This is a genomic window from Dactylosporangium sp. NPDC006015 (assembly GCF_040614215.1).
In the GTDB taxonomy this organism is placed as follows: domain Bacteria; phylum Actinomycetota; class Actinomycetes; order Mycobacteriales; family Micromonosporaceae; genus Dactylosporangium; species Dactylosporangium maewongense.
In genome coordinates, this window is record NZ_JBEXUD010000067.1 from 1 (window position 1) to 16,965 (window position 16,965).

The 16,965-nt window shown below is 72.2% G+C and carries 18 protein-coding genes; 10 read left to right on the plus strand and 8 right to left on the minus strand.

Annotated features, from left to right (window positions below; genetic code table 11):
• Nucleotides 1–83: 83 nt before the first annotated feature.
• From ABZ321_RS53615 to ABZ321_RS53625, 3 genes are all read right to left on the minus strand, one after another.
• Entirely contained in the window at nucleotides 84–1,283 is a 1,200-nt protein-coding gene (locus tag ABZ321_RS53615) for an acyltransferase (protein ID WP_354904124.1), read from the minus strand.
• Nucleotides 1,284–1,346: 63 nt separating this feature from the next.
• Nucleotides 1,347–1,970, minus strand: coding sequence for an isochorismatase family protein (locus tag ABZ321_RS53620; protein WP_344498674.1), 624 nt, complete (start codon nucleotides 1,968–1,970; stop codon nucleotides 1,347–1,349).
• On the minus strand, nucleotides 1,970–3,163 hold the full coding sequence (locus ABZ321_RS53625; protein WP_354904125.1) for a CoA transferase: 1,194 nt from the start codon (nucleotides 3,161–3,163) through the stop codon (nucleotides 1,970–1,972). The genes ABZ321_RS53620 and ABZ321_RS53625 overlap by 1 nt, the downstream gene beginning before the upstream one ends.
• Nucleotides 3,164–3,224: 61 nt before the next feature.
• Between ABZ321_RS53625 and ABZ321_RS53630 the strand changes: the two genes are divergently transcribed.
• Genes ABZ321_RS53630 through ABZ321_RS53640 form a run of 3 tightly spaced genes read left to right on the plus strand, consistent with a single transcriptional unit; the run spans nucleotide 3,225 to nucleotide 6,427 of the window.
• The gene (locus ABZ321_RS53630; RefSeq protein WP_344498678.1) at nucleotides 3,225–4,085 is read left to right on the plus strand and encodes a hydroxymethylglutaryl-CoA lyase; all 861 of its coding nucleotides are present in this window, start codon (nucleotides 3,225–3,227) and stop codon (nucleotides 4,083–4,085) included.
• A 27-nt stretch (nucleotides 4,086–4,112) separates the two neighbouring features.
• Complete coding sequence (locus ABZ321_RS53635) at nucleotides 4,113–5,594, plus strand: AMP-binding protein (protein WP_354904126.1); 1,482 nt, start codon at nucleotides 4,113–4,115, stop codon at nucleotides 5,592–5,594.
• Nucleotides 5,591–6,427: a DUF4437 domain-containing protein gene (locus ABZ321_RS53640; protein WP_344498683.1), complete on the plus strand. Its 837-nt coding sequence runs from the start codon at nucleotides 5,591–5,593 to the stop codon at nucleotides 6,425–6,427. Before ABZ321_RS53635 ends, ABZ321_RS53640 begins: the two co-directional genes overlap by 4 nt.
• 137 nt (nucleotides 6,428–6,564) lie before the next feature.
• Here the strand turns inward: ABZ321_RS53640 and ABZ321_RS53645 are convergent, their stop codons facing one another.
• The gene (locus tag ABZ321_RS53645) at nucleotides 6,565–7,086 is read right to left on the minus strand and encodes an RICIN domain-containing protein (RefSeq protein WP_344498685.1); all 522 of its coding nucleotides are present in this window, start codon (nucleotides 7,084–7,086) and stop codon (nucleotides 6,565–6,567) included.
• A 235-nt stretch (nucleotides 7,087–7,321) separates the two neighbouring features.
• Here ABZ321_RS53645 and ABZ321_RS53650 point away from each other — a divergent pair, with 235 nt between their 5' ends.
• Nucleotides 7,322–7,957, plus strand: a complete 636-nt coding sequence (locus tag ABZ321_RS53650) for an HNH endonuclease family protein (RefSeq protein WP_344498687.1) — start codon at nucleotides 7,322–7,324, stop codon at nucleotides 7,955–7,957.
• Between the two features lie 55 nt (nucleotides 7,958–8,012).
• On the opposite strand, the gene ABZ321_RS53655 is transcribed toward ABZ321_RS53650, so the two are convergent.
• Nucleotides 8,013–8,252 (minus strand): hypothetical protein, encoded by a 240-nt coding sequence (locus ABZ321_RS53655; RefSeq protein WP_344498689.1) that lies wholly within the window; start codon nucleotides 8,250–8,252, stop codon nucleotides 8,013–8,015.
• Between the two features lie 94 nt (nucleotides 8,253–8,346).
• Nucleotides 8,347–8,793 (minus strand): pyridoxamine 5'-phosphate oxidase family protein, encoded by a 447-nt coding sequence (locus tag ABZ321_RS53660; protein WP_344498691.1) that lies wholly within the window; start codon nucleotides 8,791–8,793, stop codon nucleotides 8,347–8,349.
• A gap of 40 nt (nucleotides 8,794–8,833) precedes the next feature.
• Here ABZ321_RS53660 and ABZ321_RS53665 point away from each other — a divergent pair, with 40 nt between their 5' ends.
• A complete protein-coding gene (locus ABZ321_RS53665; RefSeq protein ID WP_344498693.1) occupies nucleotides 8,834–10,552 on the plus strand; it encodes a sodium:proton antiporter in 1,719 nt (572 codons plus the stop codon).
• Between the two features lie 49 nt (nucleotides 10,553–10,601).
• Here ABZ321_RS53665 and ABZ321_RS53670 read toward each other — a convergent pair whose 3' ends face one another.
• Complete coding sequence (locus ABZ321_RS53670; RefSeq protein ID WP_344498695.1) at nucleotides 10,602–11,090, minus strand: hypothetical protein; 489 nt, start codon at nucleotides 11,088–11,090, stop codon at nucleotides 10,602–10,604.
• Between the two features lie 112 nt (nucleotides 11,091–11,202).
• Nucleotides 11,203–12,603 (minus strand): amidohydrolase family protein, encoded by a 1,401-nt coding sequence (locus tag ABZ321_RS53675; RefSeq protein ID WP_354904128.1) that lies wholly within the window; start codon nucleotides 12,601–12,603, stop codon nucleotides 11,203–11,205.
• A gap of 186 nt (nucleotides 12,604–12,789) precedes the next feature.
• On the opposite strand from ABZ321_RS53675, the gene ABZ321_RS53680 reads away from it, so the two are divergent.
• From ABZ321_RS53680 to ABZ321_RS53700, 5 genes are read left to right on the plus strand one after another with little or no spacing between them, the layout of a single operon-like run.
• Nucleotides 12,790–13,953, plus strand: a complete 1,164-nt coding sequence (locus ABZ321_RS53680) for a CoA transferase (protein WP_354904129.1) — start codon at nucleotides 12,790–12,792, stop codon at nucleotides 13,951–13,953.
• Nucleotides 13,938–14,717 carry a citryl-CoA lyase gene (locus ABZ321_RS53685; RefSeq protein WP_354904131.1) on the plus strand — a complete coding sequence of 260 codons (780 nt, stop codon included), beginning with the start codon at nucleotides 13,938–13,940 and terminating at the stop codon, nucleotides 14,715–14,717. The genes ABZ321_RS53680 and ABZ321_RS53685 overlap by 16 nt, the downstream gene beginning before the upstream one ends.
• Nucleotides 14,718–14,730: 13 nt before the next feature.
• Nucleotides 14,731–15,594, plus strand: coding sequence for an extradiol ring-cleavage dioxygenase (locus ABZ321_RS53690; protein ID WP_354904133.1), 864 nt, complete (start codon nucleotides 14,731–14,733; stop codon nucleotides 15,592–15,594).
• Nucleotides 15,591–15,953 carry a hypothetical protein gene (locus ABZ321_RS53695; protein WP_354904134.1) on the plus strand — a complete coding sequence of 121 codons (363 nt, stop codon included), beginning with the start codon at nucleotides 15,591–15,593 and terminating at the stop codon, nucleotides 15,951–15,953. Before ABZ321_RS53690 ends, ABZ321_RS53695 begins: the two co-directional genes overlap by 4 nt.
• Nucleotides 15,953–16,912, plus strand: a complete 960-nt coding sequence (locus tag ABZ321_RS53700; RefSeq protein WP_354904136.1) for a zinc-binding alcohol dehydrogenase family protein — start codon at nucleotides 15,953–15,955, stop codon at nucleotides 16,910–16,912. Before ABZ321_RS53695 ends, ABZ321_RS53700 begins: the two co-directional genes overlap by 1 nt.
• Nucleotides 16,913–16,965: the final 53 nt, after the last annotated feature.

The following is a 16,965-nucleotide window of genomic DNA, read 5'->3' on the forward strand; positions in this document are numbered from 1 at the left end:
CGGCCGTGCTCGCGGTCGCCGGCCTCCGCGCGCTCCACCCGTCGACGACGGCGACCGACCCGCCCTGACCCGGGCCGGGGCGGCTACAGCGCGTGCCGGGCGCGCGATCGCGGTCTGGTGGTGGAGGCGCGCTGGGCCGGCACCGCGTGGGCCGGCAGCTCCCGGCGTTGCCTCGGGACGGCGGGCGCGGAGGTCAGGGCGATGCGGCGGTGGCGGCCGGCGGCGGGGGCCGAGGCGGTGCGGCGCATCAGGCGGAGGGCGGGCAGCTCGACGCCGTGGTGGAGCAGCACGGCGGCGATGAGGCTGAACCACAGCACCGACACCGTCGCGACGAGGGCCTGGGCCGGGCCGGCCTGGTGCGGGAGCAGACCGGTGCGGTTGAACCCGATGATCACCAGGAAGTGCACGAGGTAGAACGCGAAGGACAGCTCTCCCAGGTACACCATGGCGGGCCGCGACCAGAAGGTCTTGCGGCCGAACAGGTCGGCGCGGGCGGCGGCGGCCACGACGCAGGTGACGGGGACGAGGGTCAGGGCGTGCTCGTTGACGGGGTAGGGCGCGAACAGGCCCGCGACCATCGCCGGGAGCACCAGCGCCAGGGACCAGCGCAGGCCGGGGCCGCGCCACGCGCCGGAGCGGACCAGCAGCGCGACCGTGACGCCGAGCGTGAACTCCGCCATGCGGACCGGGGGCAGGACGTAGCCGACCCAGCCCGCGGTGTCGTGCGAGGCGTGGACGAGGTTCGTGGCCAGGGCGGCGACGCACTCGACCATCATGACCGCGATCGCCCACAGCCCGGCCGGCCCGAGCCGGCGCAGGCCGGCGAGCAGGAGCGGGAAGCACAGGTAGAAGAACACCTCGCAGGACAGCGACCAGCTGACGATGTTGAGCGCGGTGTACACGTCGCGGCGCGGTAGCCAGCTCTGCGTGAGGGTCAGGTGGGTGGCCAGCTGCAGCGGGCCGGCGCCGCCGACGATGAAGACCGCCGCCACGGTGGTGACGATCGCCGGTGGGTACACCTTGGTGAAGCGCCGCCACCAGAAGGTGGTCGTCGGCGTGCCGGGCCGGAACGACCAGGCGAGCACGAAGCCGGACAGCACGAAGAAGAACGAGACGCCGAGGCCGCCGCCGTGCGCGAGCAGGGCCCAGACCGCGGACCTGACGGGCTTCGGGGCGACGAGCTGCGGGTTGTAGTACTGCTCGAGCAGGTGCTGGCCGAAGACGATGAACGCGGCAACCCAGCGCAGTCCGGTGAGCGACGGCAGGCGGCTGTTACGATCCACCCCAGTTGTTTAACGAACGATGCGCATCCCCAAGGGCGGTCCGGAAGCGCCTCACATCGAACCTCATCCTGCGATGGCGCGCCGCGCCGAATCCAGGGAGACGACGTCCGCATACTTCGCGTCCAGGTCGAACAGGTTCGCGGAGTGCGGGCCGGGGGCGCGGTCGGCGCACGCCTCCCGCACCACCATGGGCCGGAAGCCCGCCTGCAGCGCGTCGACGGCGCTGGCCCGCACGCAGCCCGACGTCGAGTAGCCGCCGATGACGACGGTGTCGGCGCGGGCGGCGGTCAGCCACGCGGCGAGCGCGGTCCCGGCGAACGCGCTCGCGTAGTGCTTGCGGAGCACCAGCTCGCCGGGGAGCGGCGCCAGCTCCGGGGGCAGCGCCGCGAGCGGTGAGCCGTCGGCGAATACCCGCAGGCCCGGCACCTTGGCGGCGAAGAGCGGCGCCTCGGAGCAGGTCTCGTCGGCGAACCCGACGGCGGTGAACGCCACCGGCAGCCCGGCGGACCTGGCGGACGCCAGCAGCGACGCCATCGCGGCGAGGGCGTCGGCTGCGGTGGCGCAGTACAGGGGCGAGGACGGCGACAGGTAGGCGACGACCGGGTCGACGAGCAGCAGCGCCGGCCGCGCCCCCCACCCCAGCCGGGCGGAGAACCCGGCCCCGACGTAGTCATCGTCCAGCGACATCAGATCACGCCGTCCGCGCGCAGCTTGTCGAGCTCGTCGGCGGACAGGCCGAGCAGCTCGCCGTACACGGCGGCGTTGTGCTCGCCGAGCGCCGGGCCGGCCCAGCGGATCGAGCCCGGGGTGTCCGACAGTCGGGGCGCCGGCGCCTGCATGGGCAGCGCGCCGAAGTCGGGGTGCGGGACGTCCACAATGGACTGGCGGGCGGCGAAGTGCGGGTCTTCGAGCATGTCGGCCGGCCGGTAGATCTTGCCCGCCGGTACACCGGCCGCATGCAGCAACGCGAGGGTCTCGTTCGCCGGCAGGGTGGCGGTCCAGGCCGCGATCAGGTCGTCGAGCTCCTGCTGGTTGGCGCCGCGGGCGCCGTGCGTCGCGTAGCGCGGGTCCAGCGCGAGATCGGGGCGGCCCATCACCTCGCACAGGCGCACGAACACGGTGTCGCGGTTGCCGGCGATGAGGATGTCGACCCCGTCGGCGGTCGGGTAGGCGTTGCTGGGCGCCACGTTGGGCAGGATCGCGCCGGTGCGTTCGCGCTGGTACCCGGCGACGACCCACTCGGGCAGCAGCGACTCCATGTAGGTGAGCACGGCCTCGTAGATGGCGGAGTCGACGACCTGCCCGCGACCGGTCCGGGCCCGCGCGTGGACGGCCATGACCGCGCCGTAGGCGGCCATCGTGCCGGCGAGCGCGTCGCCGAGGGAGACCCCGACCCGGCTGGACGGGCGGTCGGGCTCGCCGGTGACGTGCCGGATGCCGCCCATCGCCTCGCCGATCGAGCCGAAGCCGGCGCGCGGCGCGTAGGGGCCGGTCTGGCCGTAGCCGGTGACGCGGACGAGGACGAGCCGCGGGTTGATGGCCGACAGCTCGGCGTAGCCGAGGCCCCAGCGCTCCAGGGTGCCGGGCCGGAAGTTCTCGACCAGCACGTCCGACGACGCGACCAGCCGCCGGACCACGTCCTGCCCGCCGGCGGTGCGCAGGTTGCAGGTCACGGACTTCTTGTTGCGGGCCACGACCGGCCACCACAGCGACTGCCCGTGCGGCTTCTCCCGGCCCCACTCGCGCATCGGGTCGCCCTTGCCGGGGTCTTCGAGCTTGATGACCTCGGCACCGAAGTCGCCGAGGAGCTGCCCGGCGAACGGGCCTGCGAGCAGCGTCCCGGTCTCCAGGACACGGATATCAGACAGCGGACCACCCATGGTTCGGCAGTGTACGGTTGGGAAACGTTGTTTCGCTAGAGGAACCGGGAGTGCGTTGGCCATGGTGGAGATCGTCGAGGTCGGCCCGCGCGACGGCCTGCAGAACGAGAAGGTCCTGCTGCCCACCGAGGTGAAGGTCGACTACATCACGCGCGCCCTCGACGCCGGCATCCGCCGTCTGGAGGCGGTCGCGTTCGTGCACCCCGGCCGCGTGCCGCAGATGGCCGACGCCGAGGCGGTGATGGCGGCGGTGCCGCGGCGGCCCGGCGTCACGTACATCGGCCTCGTGCTCAACCGGCGCGGGTTGGACCGGGCCCTGGCCGCCGGGGTGGACGAGGTCAACATGGTGGTGGTCGCCTCCGACGAGTTCTCCCGCCGCAACCAGGGCACCACCACGGCGGAGGCCCTCGACGTGTGGCACGAGGTCGCCGCCGCGGGGATCCCCGCCTCGCTGACCATCGCGGCCGCGTTCGGCTGCCCCTTCACCGGTGCCGTGCCGGTGGACCGCGTGCTCGGGATCGCGGCCTCGGCGCTCCAGAGCGGCCCGCGCGAGATCGCGATCGCCGACACGATCGGCGTCGGCGTGCCCACCCAGGTGCGGACCCTCGCGGCGGAGCTGGGGGCGCTCGGCGTGCCGTTGCGGGCGCACTTCCACAACACCCGCAACACCGGCTACGCCAACGCCGTCGCCGCCCTGGAGGCCGGCATCACGACGCTGGACGCCAGCATCGGCGGGATCGGCGGCTGCCCGTTCGCGCCGCGGGCGACCGGCAACATCGCCACCGAGGACCTCACGTACCTGCTGCACGGCATGGGCGTCGGGACCGGGCTGGACCTGCCCGCGCTCGCCGCCACCGGGACCTGGATCGGGTCGCGGCTCGGCATCCAGGTGCCGGCCATGCTCGGCCGGACCCTTGATTGAGAATGGAAACGGTGTTTCCATTACGCCGTGACTGGCGCTCAGCTGAACATCGCCAACGGCGTGCGGGAGTTCGCCCGCGCGACCCCGGGCACCGTCGCGGTGATCGACGGCGACCGCACGCTCACCTACGCCGCCCTCGACGACCGCGCGAGCCGCCTCGCCAACGCGCTGCTGGCCGTCGGCCTGCGACCGGGTGACCCCGTCGCGGTGCTGTCCGGCAACCGCCTCGAATACTGCGAGATCGCCGCCGGGCTGGCGAAGGCCGGCCTGCCGATGGTGCCGCTGAACCCGCGGCAGACCGCCGCCGACACCACCTACATCGCCGGGCACTCCGGCGCGCGGGCGCTGATCCTGGACCCCGCGCTCGAGGACCGCGCGGTGGACGTCGGCTTCACGCTGCCGCTCGGCCCGTACTACGAGGCCGTGCTCGCCGGCGCCGCGGGGACCGACCCGTGGGTCCCGGTGGGCGAACAGGACCCGTTCTGCATCGCGTACACCTCCGGGACCACCGGCGCGCCGAAGGGCGTGCTCATCAGTCACCGCTCGCGCTGCCTGACCTTCTACTGCACCGCCCTCGAATGGGGTCTCGGGCCGGGCCGGCGCACCGTCGCGGTCGCGCCGATGTATCACGGCGCCGGGTTCGCGTTCGCCTACGCGTCGGTCTTCACCGGCGGGACGGTGTCGATGCTGCGCGCGTGGGACCCCGGCGCGCTGCTGGCGATGGTGGAGCGCGACCGGCTGCAGTCGGTGTTCCTGGTGCCGACGCACGCCGTCGGGCTGCGCGAGCTCGGCCTGGCCGGGCACGACCTGCGCAGCCTCGAGACGCTGTACTTCAACGCCGCCGCGCTGCCCGTCGCGCTCAAGGAGTGGGTCCTGTCCGCGTTCCCCGGCGTCGGCGTGCACGAGCTCTACGGCTCCACCGAGGCCGGCGTCATCACCAACCTGCGCCCCGCCGACGCGCGGCGCAAGGCCGGCTCCGTCGGGCACCCGTGGTTCATGACCGAGATCCGGGTCGTCGACGACGACGGCGTGCCGGTGCCCCGCGGCACTGCGGGGGAGCTGTTCAGCCGGTCGCCGTTCCTCATGAACGGCTACCTCGACAACCCGGCGGCGACCGTGGAGTGCACCACCGCGGACGGCTTCCTGACCAGCGGGGACGTCGTGGTCGTCGACGACGAGGGGTACATCACCATCGTCGACCGCAAGAAGGACCTGATCATCACCGGTGGGGTGAACGTCTACCCGCGCGACGTCGAGGAGGCCCTGGCCGCGCACCCGTCGGTCGTGGAGGCCGCCGTCGTCGGCGAGCCCGACGACCGGTGGGGCGAGCGGGTCGTCGCATACGTCGTGGTGCGGCCCGGGACCGAGCTGCGGCCCGACGCGCTGCGCGAGCACCTGCGGGGCCGGCTCGCCGGACACAAGGTGCCGAAGGAGATCCGGCCGATCGCGGCGCTGCCCCGCAACGCGGCTGGCAAAGTGCTGAAACGAGAGCTGAGGAGCGCGGGTTGAGGGCACATGTCGAGCTGATCCACGAGGACGACTACATCTGGCACGCGGCCGAGCTGCCGTTCGGGGAGGGCAAGGCCGTCGAGCGCCGGCTGTCCACCGACGAGGAGGACGGCTCGTCGTCGCTGTCCCTGCAGTTCCCGGCCGACTGGGGACGGGGCCCCGGCGTGCCGCACGCCGACACCGAGTTCTACGTCGTGTCGGGTTCGCTGGTGTACGGCGGGACCGAGGTCGGACCGGGCGGCTACCTCCAGGTGCCCAAGGGCGTGCCGATGGACTGGATCAAGATCCGCGAGGGCAGCCACGTGCTGCACTGGCGCGAGTACGGCGACGCCGGCTTCGACCCCGACGGCCCGCGCCGGGCCGACGGCGCGCCGTCGATCATCGACTCCAACGCGATGGACTGGGTGGCGGCGCCGACCGTCGGCCCGCTCACGCCGCTCTACATCAAGCTGCTGCACCGCGACCCGGTGACCGGCTTCTACACCCGGCTGATCCGCGCGCCGAAGGGCTGGAGCGACCACCGCCTCGCCCACCACCCGTGCTACGAGGAGTTCTACACGCTCAGCGGCAAGATGGCCTACAACTTCGGCGACATCGACGAAGGCACCTACTGCTTCCGCCCCGCAGGCGTGAAGCACGGCCATTTCATCGCCGAGACCGAGATCGACTGGATCATCCGCTCCGACGGCGAGCTGATCAACTGGTACACCACGGACGAATGGATCAAGTGGGGCGGCAACGCCGAGAACTACCACACCCACGAGGCCCCGGTCATCTCCACGCTCCCCGTCCGCTCCCGCTCCAGAGGCGCCTGGTCCGGCGACGGCATGTGACCCCCTCCCACCTCGGCGCTGCCGCCGTCCCACCCGGGCCGGCGGCCTTGCCGTGTCCTTGGTCGCTCCCGGGCGCGGATGCGCGGGCGCGCCGGCCCTCGGGGGAGGGCCGGCGTGCCGCCGGTGCGGTTCGGAGGTCAGCGCCAGGCCTGGTGGGTGGTGACGTTGCCGGGGTTGCAGTCGTACTGGACGAGCTTGGCCAGGGCGAGGATGCTGCCGTCCTTGACCGTCAGGCACTTCCAGCTGTTGTGGTTGACGAAGTGGAAGTAGCCGGGCACGGTCAGGATGTCGATCTTGAACCACTGCTGGTTCAGGTCGCCGTGGCAGGTGTACTGCTGGACCGCCGCGTTGTTGGACCTGCTGCGGTCGCGGACGTCGAGGCACTTGCCGCTGTTGTAGTTGCGGATCAGGTAGAAGCCCTCGGTGCCGACCGGCTCCAGGTCGAACAGCTGGGCGGTGGAGCCGTTGCACGGCGACTGCTGCAGCTGCAGCTTGTTGGCTGTCCCCCAGTCGGGCACATCCATGCACTGGCCGCTGTGTGCCACGTCCCAGGAGCTCCAGACGGGAGCGGTGTCGGCGTGGGCGGCGGCGACCGGCGCGGCGGCCAGGCCGGCGCCGAGGACCAGAGCGAGCAGCATGCGGCGGGCAAACGTGAACATGATCGGTTCCTGTCGGTCGTGGCGCCGCCCGGGTTGGCGGCGCGCATCGAGAACCGTGCCGCCCGGCGCTGAAACGGCGCTGAAACCGCCGCGGTCGTTCAGGGGCAAACGACCATCTGTCCCGTCGTAGGACGGCCACGGGATGTTCACGCGGCGGCGGTCGCACCAGACACTGGTGATCGTCGATATTGGCGGCGGCGAAGCCACGCCGCCTTACCGTCTGATCGGAGCTGGAATGACCCGACCGTCCCGTTTGATCGCCGCGCTGCTGGCCGGGGTGCTCGCCGCCCTCGTCCTGGGCGCCCCGTCGCACGCGGCCCCGTCAGGGATCCCGTCCAAGGCGACCGCACAGAGCTGGCTCACCGCGCTGACCGTCGCCACCGAGGGTTCCAGCAGCGGCTACTCCCGCGACCTGTTCCCGCACTGGATCACCATCAGCGGTGCGTGCGACACCCGCGAGACCGTCCTCAAGCGCGACGGCACGTCCGTCGTCACCAGCAGCTCGTGCGCGGCGACCTCGGGCCGCTGGTACTCCCCGTACGACGGCGCGACCTGGACCGCCGCATCCGACGTCGACATCGACCACGTGGTGCCCCTGGCCGAGGCGTGGCGCTCCGGCGCGAGCTCCTGGACGACCGCGAAGCGGCAGAGCTTCGCCAACGACCTCACCCGCCCGCAGCTGATCGCCGTCACCGACAACGTGAACCAGTCCAAGGGCGACAAGGACCCGTCGACGTGGCAGCCGTCGCTGTCGTCGTACCGCTGCACGTACGCGAAGATGTGGATCGCCGTGAAGTACTACTGGGCGCTGAAGCTCCAGTCGTCGGAGAAGTCGGCGCTGCAGACGATGCTCAACACCTGCTCGTCCTGACCCACGGGTGCCGGGGCGTTCGCGCGCCCCGGCACACGGCTCGGACAGTCCGCGGTCAGCCGGCGAGGGGGTGCCCGCCGTCGCCGTCGACCTTCACGTCCATCACGCCGTCCTCGTCGAGGTCGACCATGGTGACGTTGACCTGCCCGTCCCCGTCGCTGTCGAGCTGGAACAGGTCGGCCTTGCCGTTGCCGTCGGTGTCGATGGCGAGCACGTCCGCCACCCCGTCCTGGTTCGTGTCGACGGCGAGCAGCTCGTCGCGCTGGTCGCCCCGGGTCTCGACAGATTCGCTCATGGCAGTTCCCTCTCTGCAGGTGTGTCCGGACCACGCCCCCGAAGGACCGCCATGGTAGCCCCGGGTCGTGAACCTCGGGTGCCGCCCCGACCGGCTACTCGCGCTCGACCCGGCGCAGGCCGTGGGCCGGGGTCCACCACTCGACGACGAGCAGGGTGGCCTTCGGGTCGAGGTGGGTGTGGACGACCTCGGTGATGTCGGCGACGAAGCGGTCGCTGCCCTTCTCGCCCTCGGTGGCGGTGGCGCGGCCGGTGATCTTCGCCTCGCCGGGCCAGTCGGCCTCGGCGCCGTCGACGGGGTCGACGGTGGCGCTGTGCAGGGCGAAGCGCGGGTCGCGGCGGAGGTCGGCGCCCTTGCGCGCGCCGGGCATGGAGCCGAAGACCAGGTCGCCATCGGCGAACTGCGCCTCGATGCCGGAGATCCTGGGGGAGCCGTCGGCGCGGAGCGTGGCGATCGTCTTGTGCTTGTGCGCGTCGAAGAGGCCCCGCACGCGGCCGGCGAACTCCGGCTCGGCCCGCTCGACGTCCTGCCAGGTGGTCATGGCACTCATGATGCCAGCTGGGCCCATGACAGACTGTGGCATGCACCTCCAGCACGGGCTTCTCGCCATAGCGGCGGTTCTCGCCATCGTCTCGGTCGCGAAAGTGGCGCCACGCGTCGGTGTGGCCGTGCCCATCGCGCTCGTCGTCGTCGGTATCGGGGTCAGTTACATCCCGTTCGTCCCGAACGTCAACGTCGACCCGCACCTGATCCTGACCGTGGTCCTGCCGCCGATCCTGTACTCGGCGGCGGTCACCGTGCACACCACCGACTTCCGGCGCAACGTGAAGGCGATCGGCGGGCTGTCGGTGCTGCTCGTCGTCATCTCCGCGCTCGCCGTCGGGCTCCTGCTGCACGCGCTCATCCCGGACCTCAGCCTGGCCGCCGCGATCGCGCTCGGCGCGGTCGTGAGCCCGCCCGACGCGGTCGCGGCGATCTCGATCGGCAAGCGGCTGGGCCTGCCGCCGCGGCTCGTCATCGTGCTGGAGGGCGAGGGGCTCATCAACGACGCGACCGCCCTGGTTCTGCTGCGGTCCGCGGTCGCCGCGACGGCCGGCGTCGTGTCGGCGTGGGACGTGCTCGGCGACTTCGCGTTCGCCGTCGCCGGCGGGCTGGTCATCGGGCTCGTCGCGGGCCTGCTCACCGTGTGGATCCGGGCGAAGCTCGCCGAGCCGGTGCTGACCACGGCCATCTCGTTCATCGTGCCGTTCCTCGCGTTCGTGCCCGCGGAGGAGATCCACGCGTCAGGCGTCCTCGCCGTCGTCGTCGCCGGGCTGGTGACCGGGCATCAGAGCGCGCGGCACTTCACCGCGCAGGACCGCATCAGCGAGCGCACCAACTGGCGCACCATCCAGCTGCTGCTCGACAACGGCGTGTTCCTGCTCATGGGGTACCAGATCGTCACCGTCGTCGGTGACGTGCACCACGGCGAGGACGACGTCGCCGTGACCGTCGGCATCGGCCTGGCCGTGACCGCCCTGCTGGTGCTGCTGCGGGTCATGTTCGTCGCGCCGCTGACCGCGATGCTGCGCCACGACCAGCGCCGCGCCCGCGCCCGCAAGGACCGCCTGCAGGGCATCCTGACGAAGCTGACGGAGCGGCAGCACGAGTCGCCGAAGTCGGCGCGGCGGGCCGGGTGGGTCGCGTCGCTGGTGCGCCGCCGGCAGGCCGACGACGCCTACCTGACCACGGAGGGCCTCGGCTGGCGGGGCGGCGCGGCGCTCGCCTGGGCCGGGATGCGGGGCGTCGTCACGCTCGCCGCGGCCCAGTCGCTGCCGCAGAGCGTCCCGCACCGCTCGCAGCTGATCCTCATCGCGTTCACCGTCGCGATCGTGACACTGCTCGGGCAGGGCGCGACGCTGCCGGTGCTCATCAAGCGGCTGCGCATCGCCGGCACGGACGCCGAGGCCGACCGGCGCGAGCTGGCCCGGCTGATCGGCGAGATCACCGCCGAGGGCGAGGACGTGCTGGACAACCCCGACCTGCGGCAGGCCAGCGGGGCGCTGTTCGACGAGGAGGCGCTCGAGGCGGCCCGCCGGGAGAACGCCGCGATCGGGCAGGCCCTCACCCGGCCGCAGGATCCCGAGGAGAGCGACCTCGCGCACCAGCGCCGTGAGCTGCACCGGCTGCTGCTCGAGTCGGCGCACGCCGCGCTGCTGGACGCGCGCGAGTCCGGCACGTACACCTCCCGCGCGCTCCAGCACGTCCAGCACATGCTCGACACCGCGGTCTCCAACCTGGACCCCGCCGAGGTGCACTGAAACGACGGCAGGCCGCCCCGGAAGCGCGGGGCGGCCTGCCGTGGAACGGTCAGTTGGACGCGACGCCCAGGCCGGCACTGCCGGTCTCGGGGTTGCCGCCGCCGATGTGGCCCTCGGTGAGCGAGGTGAACGCGGAGTCGAGCTGCTCGCGCAGGGAGTCCAGCGTGGAGAGCTCGGCCTGGTGCGAGGACTCGCTGCCCTCTGCGGCGAAGACGTGGTCCTGTTCGGCGGAGGTGTGGTCGTACGAGGTGAAGTCCGACTCCTCGTACCGCGCGCCGCTCGGGTCGGTGTAGGACACCTGGTGGCCCTGGTCGAAGGAGGTCGACTCGGCGGCCGCGTGGTCCTGCTCGTACACGTTGAACTGGTTGTCGTAGCTGCTCTCGCTGGCGTCGACCTGGTGCAGCTGGTCCAGCGACTGGTGGTCCTGGCCGGTCTGGTACTGGCCGTAGTCGGTGCCGCCGTCGCCGCCGTACGTGTCGGGCTGCTCGTCGCCGGTGTAGCCGGGGTCGAGCTGGGTGCCGTCGTCGTACTCGCTCATTGTCGCCCGCCTCAGGGAAGTCGTGGTGTGCTGCCGGAAAGAACGTTAGGCACGCCGTAGATCGCTCGAATCCCCGGAACGTGCCACCGCGGCCGACCGGACGGGTGGCACGTCAGGTGTTCGTCCATTCGGTGTACGTGTAGGGGTTGTCGAGGATCTTCGTCGCCGGGATGTCCGGGTTCATGCCTTTTCGCCAGGCGTCGGGGCCCATGGTGGCGATGAGGTGCTCGACGGTCCGCTCGACGTCGGCGCGGGCCTTGCCGAGGTCGACGCCGACGAGCTTGTGGTCGCGCTTGACGATCCGGCCGTCGACCAGCACGGTGTGCACGTCCCCGCGCTGCGCCTGGAAGGCGACGTGACCGTACGGGTTGAGGATCGGGAACATCACGGGGGAGTCGTCGTTGCGCAGCAGCACCACGTCCGCGGCCCGGCCGGGCTGGAGGCTGCCGACGACGCCGTCGAGGCCGAGGGCCCTGCTGCCGCCGCGGGTCGCCCAGTCGACGACCTGCTCGGCGCGCAGGTGCACGTGGGTGACGGTCTCGGCGCGGCCGTGCGCCTGCAGGTGCTCCCGGGAGCGGTCGGCGCCGAGGGTGGCGCGCATGGCGGAGAAGAGGTCACCGCTCCACCAGACGCTGGTGTCCATCGACAGCGACACCGGGATGCCGTGGTCGCGCAGCTGCCAGGTGGGCGGGTAGCCCTGCCCGGCGCTCTGCTCGCTCTCGGTCGACACCGACACCGAGCCGCCGGTCGCGGCGATGCGCTGGTAGGAGTCGCCGGACAGCGTCGCGGCGTGCACGTAGATCGTCGACGGGGTCATGAACCCGTGCTCGTGCATGAGCCGGATGCCGTCGTCGTTGGTGGCGCCCCACACGCCGGCGTGCGTGGTGACCGGCACGTCGAGCTCGCGGGCGACCTCGAACGCGGCCCGCTCCGGAAACGCCGGGTCGCCGGTCACGTCGAACGCCATCTGGAAGCCGAGCCTGCCGCGCATGCGCCGCTCCACGAAGTCGCGGAAGCCGGGGCTGGTCGCCCACTCCCACGGGCCCTGCTGGATGTTGCCGTAGGCGAGCACGAACCGTCCCGGGACCGACTCGAGGGCGTCGGCGGCGGCGTCGGCGTGCTGCGGGGTCTGCAGGCCGTGCGACCAGTCGACGGTGGTGGTGACGCCGGCGTCGAGCGCCTCCAGCGCGCCCAGGACGTTGCCGGCGTAGATGTCCTCGGGGCGGAAGTGGCGGCCTGACTCCAGGTAGTACCAGACGAAGTACTGGGTGAGGGTCCAGTCGGCGCCGTAGCCGCGCATCGCGGTCTGCCACAGGTGCCGGTGGGTGTCGATCATGCCGGGCATGACGATGCCGCCGGTGGCGTCGATCTCGGTGGCGCCCGGCGGTGCGGTGAGGCCGACGCCGACCTCGGCGATGCGTCCGCCGACGGCCAGGACGTCGGCGCCGGGCAGGACCGTGTGTGCGTCGTCCATCGTCAGCACCAGACCGTTGCGGAACAGCACTGCGTCCATCGCTGTCAACTCCCTCCGGACAAGAGTCCGTATAGCGGTCGGCGAAAGTGTGTGCCGCGTCACGGGTGCTGTCAAGGCGTCCGGATTGCCGCAGCGGCAGTCGTACCGACGCCGCAAACGCCGACAGGAGCCTGGTTGACACCAGAAGAAGCCGGGACGAGACTGATTTGGCGGACGATTGTCCGCTTGACGGACGAGAGGGAGCTGATGGCGGCACCGGAACGGAATCGCGGACCACTCGCCGGGCTGCTGGTCGCCGACTTCTCCCGGATCCTCGCCGGGCCCTACGCCACGATGCTTCTCGCCGACCTCGGCGCGGACGTGATCAAGGTGGAGGGGCCGGGCGGCGATGACACCCGCACGTGGATGCCGCCGACCCGCGACGGCGTCGCCACCTACTACCTGGGCATCAACCGCAACAAGCGCTCCATCGCCCTGGACCTGCGCGACGACGACGACCTCGCCACCGCGCGGGCCCTCGCCGCCCGCGCCGACGTCCTGATCGAGAACTTCAAGCCCGGCGGGCTGCGCCGCTTCGGCCTCGACTACACCTCGGTCGCGGCCGTCAACCCCGCCGTCGTCTACGCCTCGATCAGCGGCTTCGGCTCCGGCTCCGGTGCGGCCATGCCGGGGTACGACCTGATGGTGCAGGCCGTCTCCGGGTTGATGAGCCTCACCGGCGACCCGGACGGCCCGCCGTTCCGCGCCGGGATCTCCGTCTTCGACGTGATGGCCGGCATGCACGCGGGCATCGGCATCCTCGCCGCGCTGCACCACCGCACCGCGTCCGGCGCCGGCCAGCACGTCGAGGTCAATCTGCTGTCGTCGGCGTTGTCCGGTCTCGTCAACCACAGCAGCGGCTACGTCGCCGGCGGCACCGTGCCGTTCCGGATGGGCAACGCGCATCCGAGCCTGTTCCCCTACGAGCCGCTGCCCACCGCCGACGGTGACCTCATCGTCATCGCCGGCAACGACGGGCAGTTCCGCAAGCTGTGCGCGGTGCTCGGCTGCGAAGAACTCCTGCACGACCCCCGCTTCCAGCGCAACCAGGACCGCACCGCGCACCGCGAGGCGCTGCGCCCGCTGCTCGTGGAGCGGCTGCGCGCCAAGGGCAAACAGGAGTGGTTCGACGAGCTGATGGCCGCCGGTGTGCCGTGCGCACCGATCAACACCGTCGACGGCGGTGTCGCCCTCGCCGCGTCGCTCGGCCTGGACCCCGTCGTCGAGGCCGGCGCCGTGCCCGGCATCCGCAACCCGATCACGCTGTCGGCGACCCCGCCGCGCTACGAGCTGCCGCCGCCCGGCCTGGACGAACACGGCGAGGAGATCCGGCAATGGCTGAAGAACTGAGCTTCCCGACCGGTATCGGCACCTCTTCCGCCGACCGCATCACGCTGCTCGGCCAGGACCTGGCCGCGGACCTGATGGGCAAGGTCGGCTTCGGGGAGCTCGCGTTCTGGCTCGTCGCCGGCCACCGGCCGTCCGCGGCGCAGACGCGGGTCTTCGAGGCGGTGCTGGTCGCGCTCGCCGACCACGGGTTCACGCCCACCGCCATCGCCGCCCGGGTCACCTACGCCAGCGCGCCCGAGGCGCTGCAGGGCGCCCTCGCCGCCGGGCTGCTCGGCGGCGGCTCCCGCTTCCTCGGCGTCACCGAGGACTGCGGCGTGTTCCTGCAGCAGACCCTGGCGAACGTCGACGCGGCCACCGCCGACTGGGACGCCGTGGCCGTGGCCGCGATCACCGCCCGCCGCGCCGCCGGGCTGCTCGTGCCCGGCCTCGGCCACCCCGTGCACAAGGTCCAAGACCCGCGCACCCCGGTGCTGATCCGGATCGCCGAGGAGGAAGGGGTACGAGGGCCGCACCTGCGCCTGTTCGAGGCCATCGGCCGGGTCCACCCCGCGGTCCTGGGCAGGACCCTGCCGCTCAACGGCGCCGGGGTCTGCGGCGCGGCCCTCGCCGACCTCGGCCTGCCGGTGACGATGCTACGCGGCTTCGCGCTCCTCGCGCGGGCCGCCGGGCTGCTCGGGCACCTCGCCGAGGAGCAGCGCACGGGCCTGGGCCTGTCGATCTACCGCACCGTCGACCGCAACGCCCGCTACGTCACCCCCGAATGAAAGGACCGGCGCCATGGCCCAGGTAGTCGCGGTCATCGCCTCGACCCATCATCCGTTCTACTACAAGGCCAGCACCTCCACCGGCGAGGACCGCCCGCCGTTCGCCGACGAGTGGGTCCGCAAGGTCACCGCGTTCCGCGAGACCCTGACCCGTGCCCGGCCCGACGTCCTCGTCATGGTCGGCTCCGACCACTTCCACCAGCTGTGGCTGGACAACATGCCGCAGTTCCTCGTCGGCAAGGCACCGTTCTACGACGCCAACTGGTACAACGAGGAGCGCGAGTTCGGCCTGCCGCGGATGACGCTGCGCGGCCATGAGGACCTCTCGGCGCACGTGCTGCGCGAGGGCCTCGACGCCGGCTTCGACCTGGCCTTCAGCAACGAGCTGCGGATCGACCACAGCATCACGTGCCCGATCATCACCCTGCGGCCCGAGGCGGACCTGCCCATCGTGCCGATCTACACCAACATCTTCGCCCCGCCGCTGCCGCGCCCCCAGCGGTTCGTGCAGCTCGGCCGGACCATCCGGGAGCTCGTCGAGTCGTGGCCCAGCGACCTGCGGGTCGCCGTCATCGGCACCGGGCACCTCTCCCTCGAGCTCGGCGGGCCCAGGCAGTTCGGCCCGCACGGCCCCGACCCCGAGTTCGACCGGCGGGCCGTGGAATGGATCGCCAACGGCGACCTCGACGGCTGCCTGTCGGAGGTGACCCTCGACAGCCTGCATGCGCCGGGCAATGCCACCCACGGGTTCATGGATTTCATGCTCATGATGGGCGTCGCCGGCGACGGCGCGAAGGCCGACTACGTCGACACCTACGACCTCTTCCACACGATGGAGGCCTACTTCACCTGGTACCCGGAAGGAGCTTTGTCATGACGAAATACCTCCTGAACAAGTTCCTGTACACAGTGGACAGAGATCCTTCCCTGGTCGAGCGCTACCGCGACGATGCACAGGGGACGGTTGCCTGGTGGGAGGCGAACCTCGCCAACGCGCTGCTCAACGGCCACACCGGCGAGGCGGGCACCTGGCAGCGGCTCACCGACGAGGAGCGGGCCGCGCTGACCGGGCACGACTACGTGGCACTGTTCTCCCTCGGCGCCCACCCGTTCCTGACGCTGACGCTGTTCATCGCGATGTTCGAACGTGACCACGACGAGCCGCTCGCCTTCCAGAAGCAGTACGCGGCCCGGCTCGCCCACTTCGACCTGCCCTACCCGGACATCGCCACCTGATGCGCGCCGCCACCATCGTCCGCTGCGGTTCGCCGCCGCTCGTCGTCGAGCGACCGCTTCCGGTGCCTTCGGCCGGCCTCGTGACCGTCACGGTGACCGCGGCGCCCATCACGCCGCTCGACGTGCTGTGCGCCTCCGGCACCTCGTACTTCGGCGCGCCCGCCGTGCCGTACGTGCCGGGGGTGCAGGGCGTCGGCACCCTCGACGACGGCACCGCCGTGTGGTTCCCGACCGACGCGGGCATGCGCCCCGGTGACGGCAGCATGGCCTCGGTCGTCGCGGTGCCGTCGGCCGACGTGGTGCCGCTGCCCGCGGGCGCCGACCACCGGCTCATCGCCGCGCTCGGGCTGTCGGCGGTCGCCGCCTGGCAGGCCCTCACGTGGCGGGGCGCGCTGCACCCCGGCGAGCAGGTCCTCGTCCTGGGCGGCGGCGGGGTCGTCGGGCAGGCCGCGATCCAGCTCGCCCGGCTCGCGGGCGCGCGGCGGGTCATCGCCGCCTGCCGGTCCGCGGCCGCCCGGGACCGCGCGCACCGCCTCGGCGCCGACGCAGTGGTCGCCATCCACGACGCCGACGACGTGGCGACCCTCGCCCGCCGCCTCCAGGACGTGACCGACGGCCCGGTCGACCTCGTGCTCGACCCGCTGTTCGGGACCCCGGCCGCGGCCGCGCTGCGCACCCTGCGCCGCGGCGGTCGCCTGGTCAACCTCGGCAGCGCCGCGGGCGAGGTGGCGCCGCTGGACTCCGCGACGCTGCGCAGCGGGTCGCTGCGGATCCTCGGCTACACCAACACGGAGCTGAGCGCAGCGGAGAAGGCCGCCACGATGCGTTACCTTGCGGACCACGCGGCCGCCGGCCGGCTCGTCGTCGAGCACGACGCGGTTCCCCTCGCCGAGATCGGCCCCGCGTGGGCCGCCCAGGCGGCCGGGCAGGCGCCCCGGCGCCTGGTGGTCGTCCCGTGACCGGTGCGGGCTCGGGTTAGTCTCGCTCTGCGTATCAATCACAACACCTTGAG

Coding starts and splice junctions, on each gene's coding strand:
- ABZ321_RS53630 (WP_344498678.1), top strand. CDS start 3,225: ATGGTGGAGATCGTCGAGGTCGGCCCGCGCGACGGCCTGCAGAACGAG.
- ABZ321_RS53620 (WP_344498674.1), bottom strand. CDS start 1,970: ATGTCGCTGGACGATGACTACGTCGGGGCCGGGTTCTCCGCCCGGCTG.
- ABZ321_RS53660 (WP_344498691.1), bottom strand. CDS start 8,793: ATGACCACCTGGCAGGACGTCGAGCGGGCCGAGCCGGAGTTCGCCGGC.
- ABZ321_RS53675 (WP_354904128.1), bottom strand. CDS start 12,603: ATGGACGCAGTGCTGTTCCGCAACGGTCTGGTGCTGACGATGGACGAC.
- ABZ321_RS53625 (WP_354904125.1), bottom strand. CDS start 3,163: ATGGGTGGTCCGCTGTCTGATATCCGTGTCCTGGAGACCGGGACGCTG.
- ABZ321_RS53665 (WP_344498693.1), top strand. CDS start 8,834: ATGCACCTCCAGCACGGGCTTCTCGCCATAGCGGCGGTTCTCGCCATC.
- ABZ321_RS53700 (WP_354904136.1), top strand. CDS start 15,953: ATGCGCGCCGCCACCATCGTCCGCTGCGGTTCGCCGCCGCTCGTCGTC.
- ABZ321_RS53670 (WP_344498695.1), bottom strand. CDS start 11,090: ATGAGCGAGTACGACGACGGCACCCAGCTCGACCCCGGCTACACCGGC.
- ABZ321_RS53650 (WP_344498687.1), top strand. CDS start 7,322: ATGACCCGACCGTCCCGTTTGATCGCCGCGCTGCTGGCCGGGGTGCTC.
- ABZ321_RS53690 (WP_354904133.1), top strand. CDS start 14,731: ATGGCCCAGGTAGTCGCGGTCATCGCCTCGACCCATCATCCGTTCTAC.
- ABZ321_RS53645 (WP_344498685.1), bottom strand. CDS start 7,086: ATGTTCACGTTTGCCCGCCGCATGCTGCTCGCTCTGGTCCTCGGCGCC.
- ABZ321_RS53685 (WP_354904131.1), top strand. CDS start 13,938: ATGGCTGAAGAACTGAGCTTCCCGACCGGTATCGGCACCTCTTCCGCC.
- ABZ321_RS53655 (WP_344498689.1), bottom strand. CDS start 8,252: ATGAGCGAATCTGTCGAGACCCGGGGCGACCAGCGCGACGAGCTGCTC.
- ABZ321_RS53695 (WP_354904134.1), top strand. CDS start 15,591: ATGACGAAATACCTCCTGAACAAGTTCCTGTACACAGTGGACAGAGAT.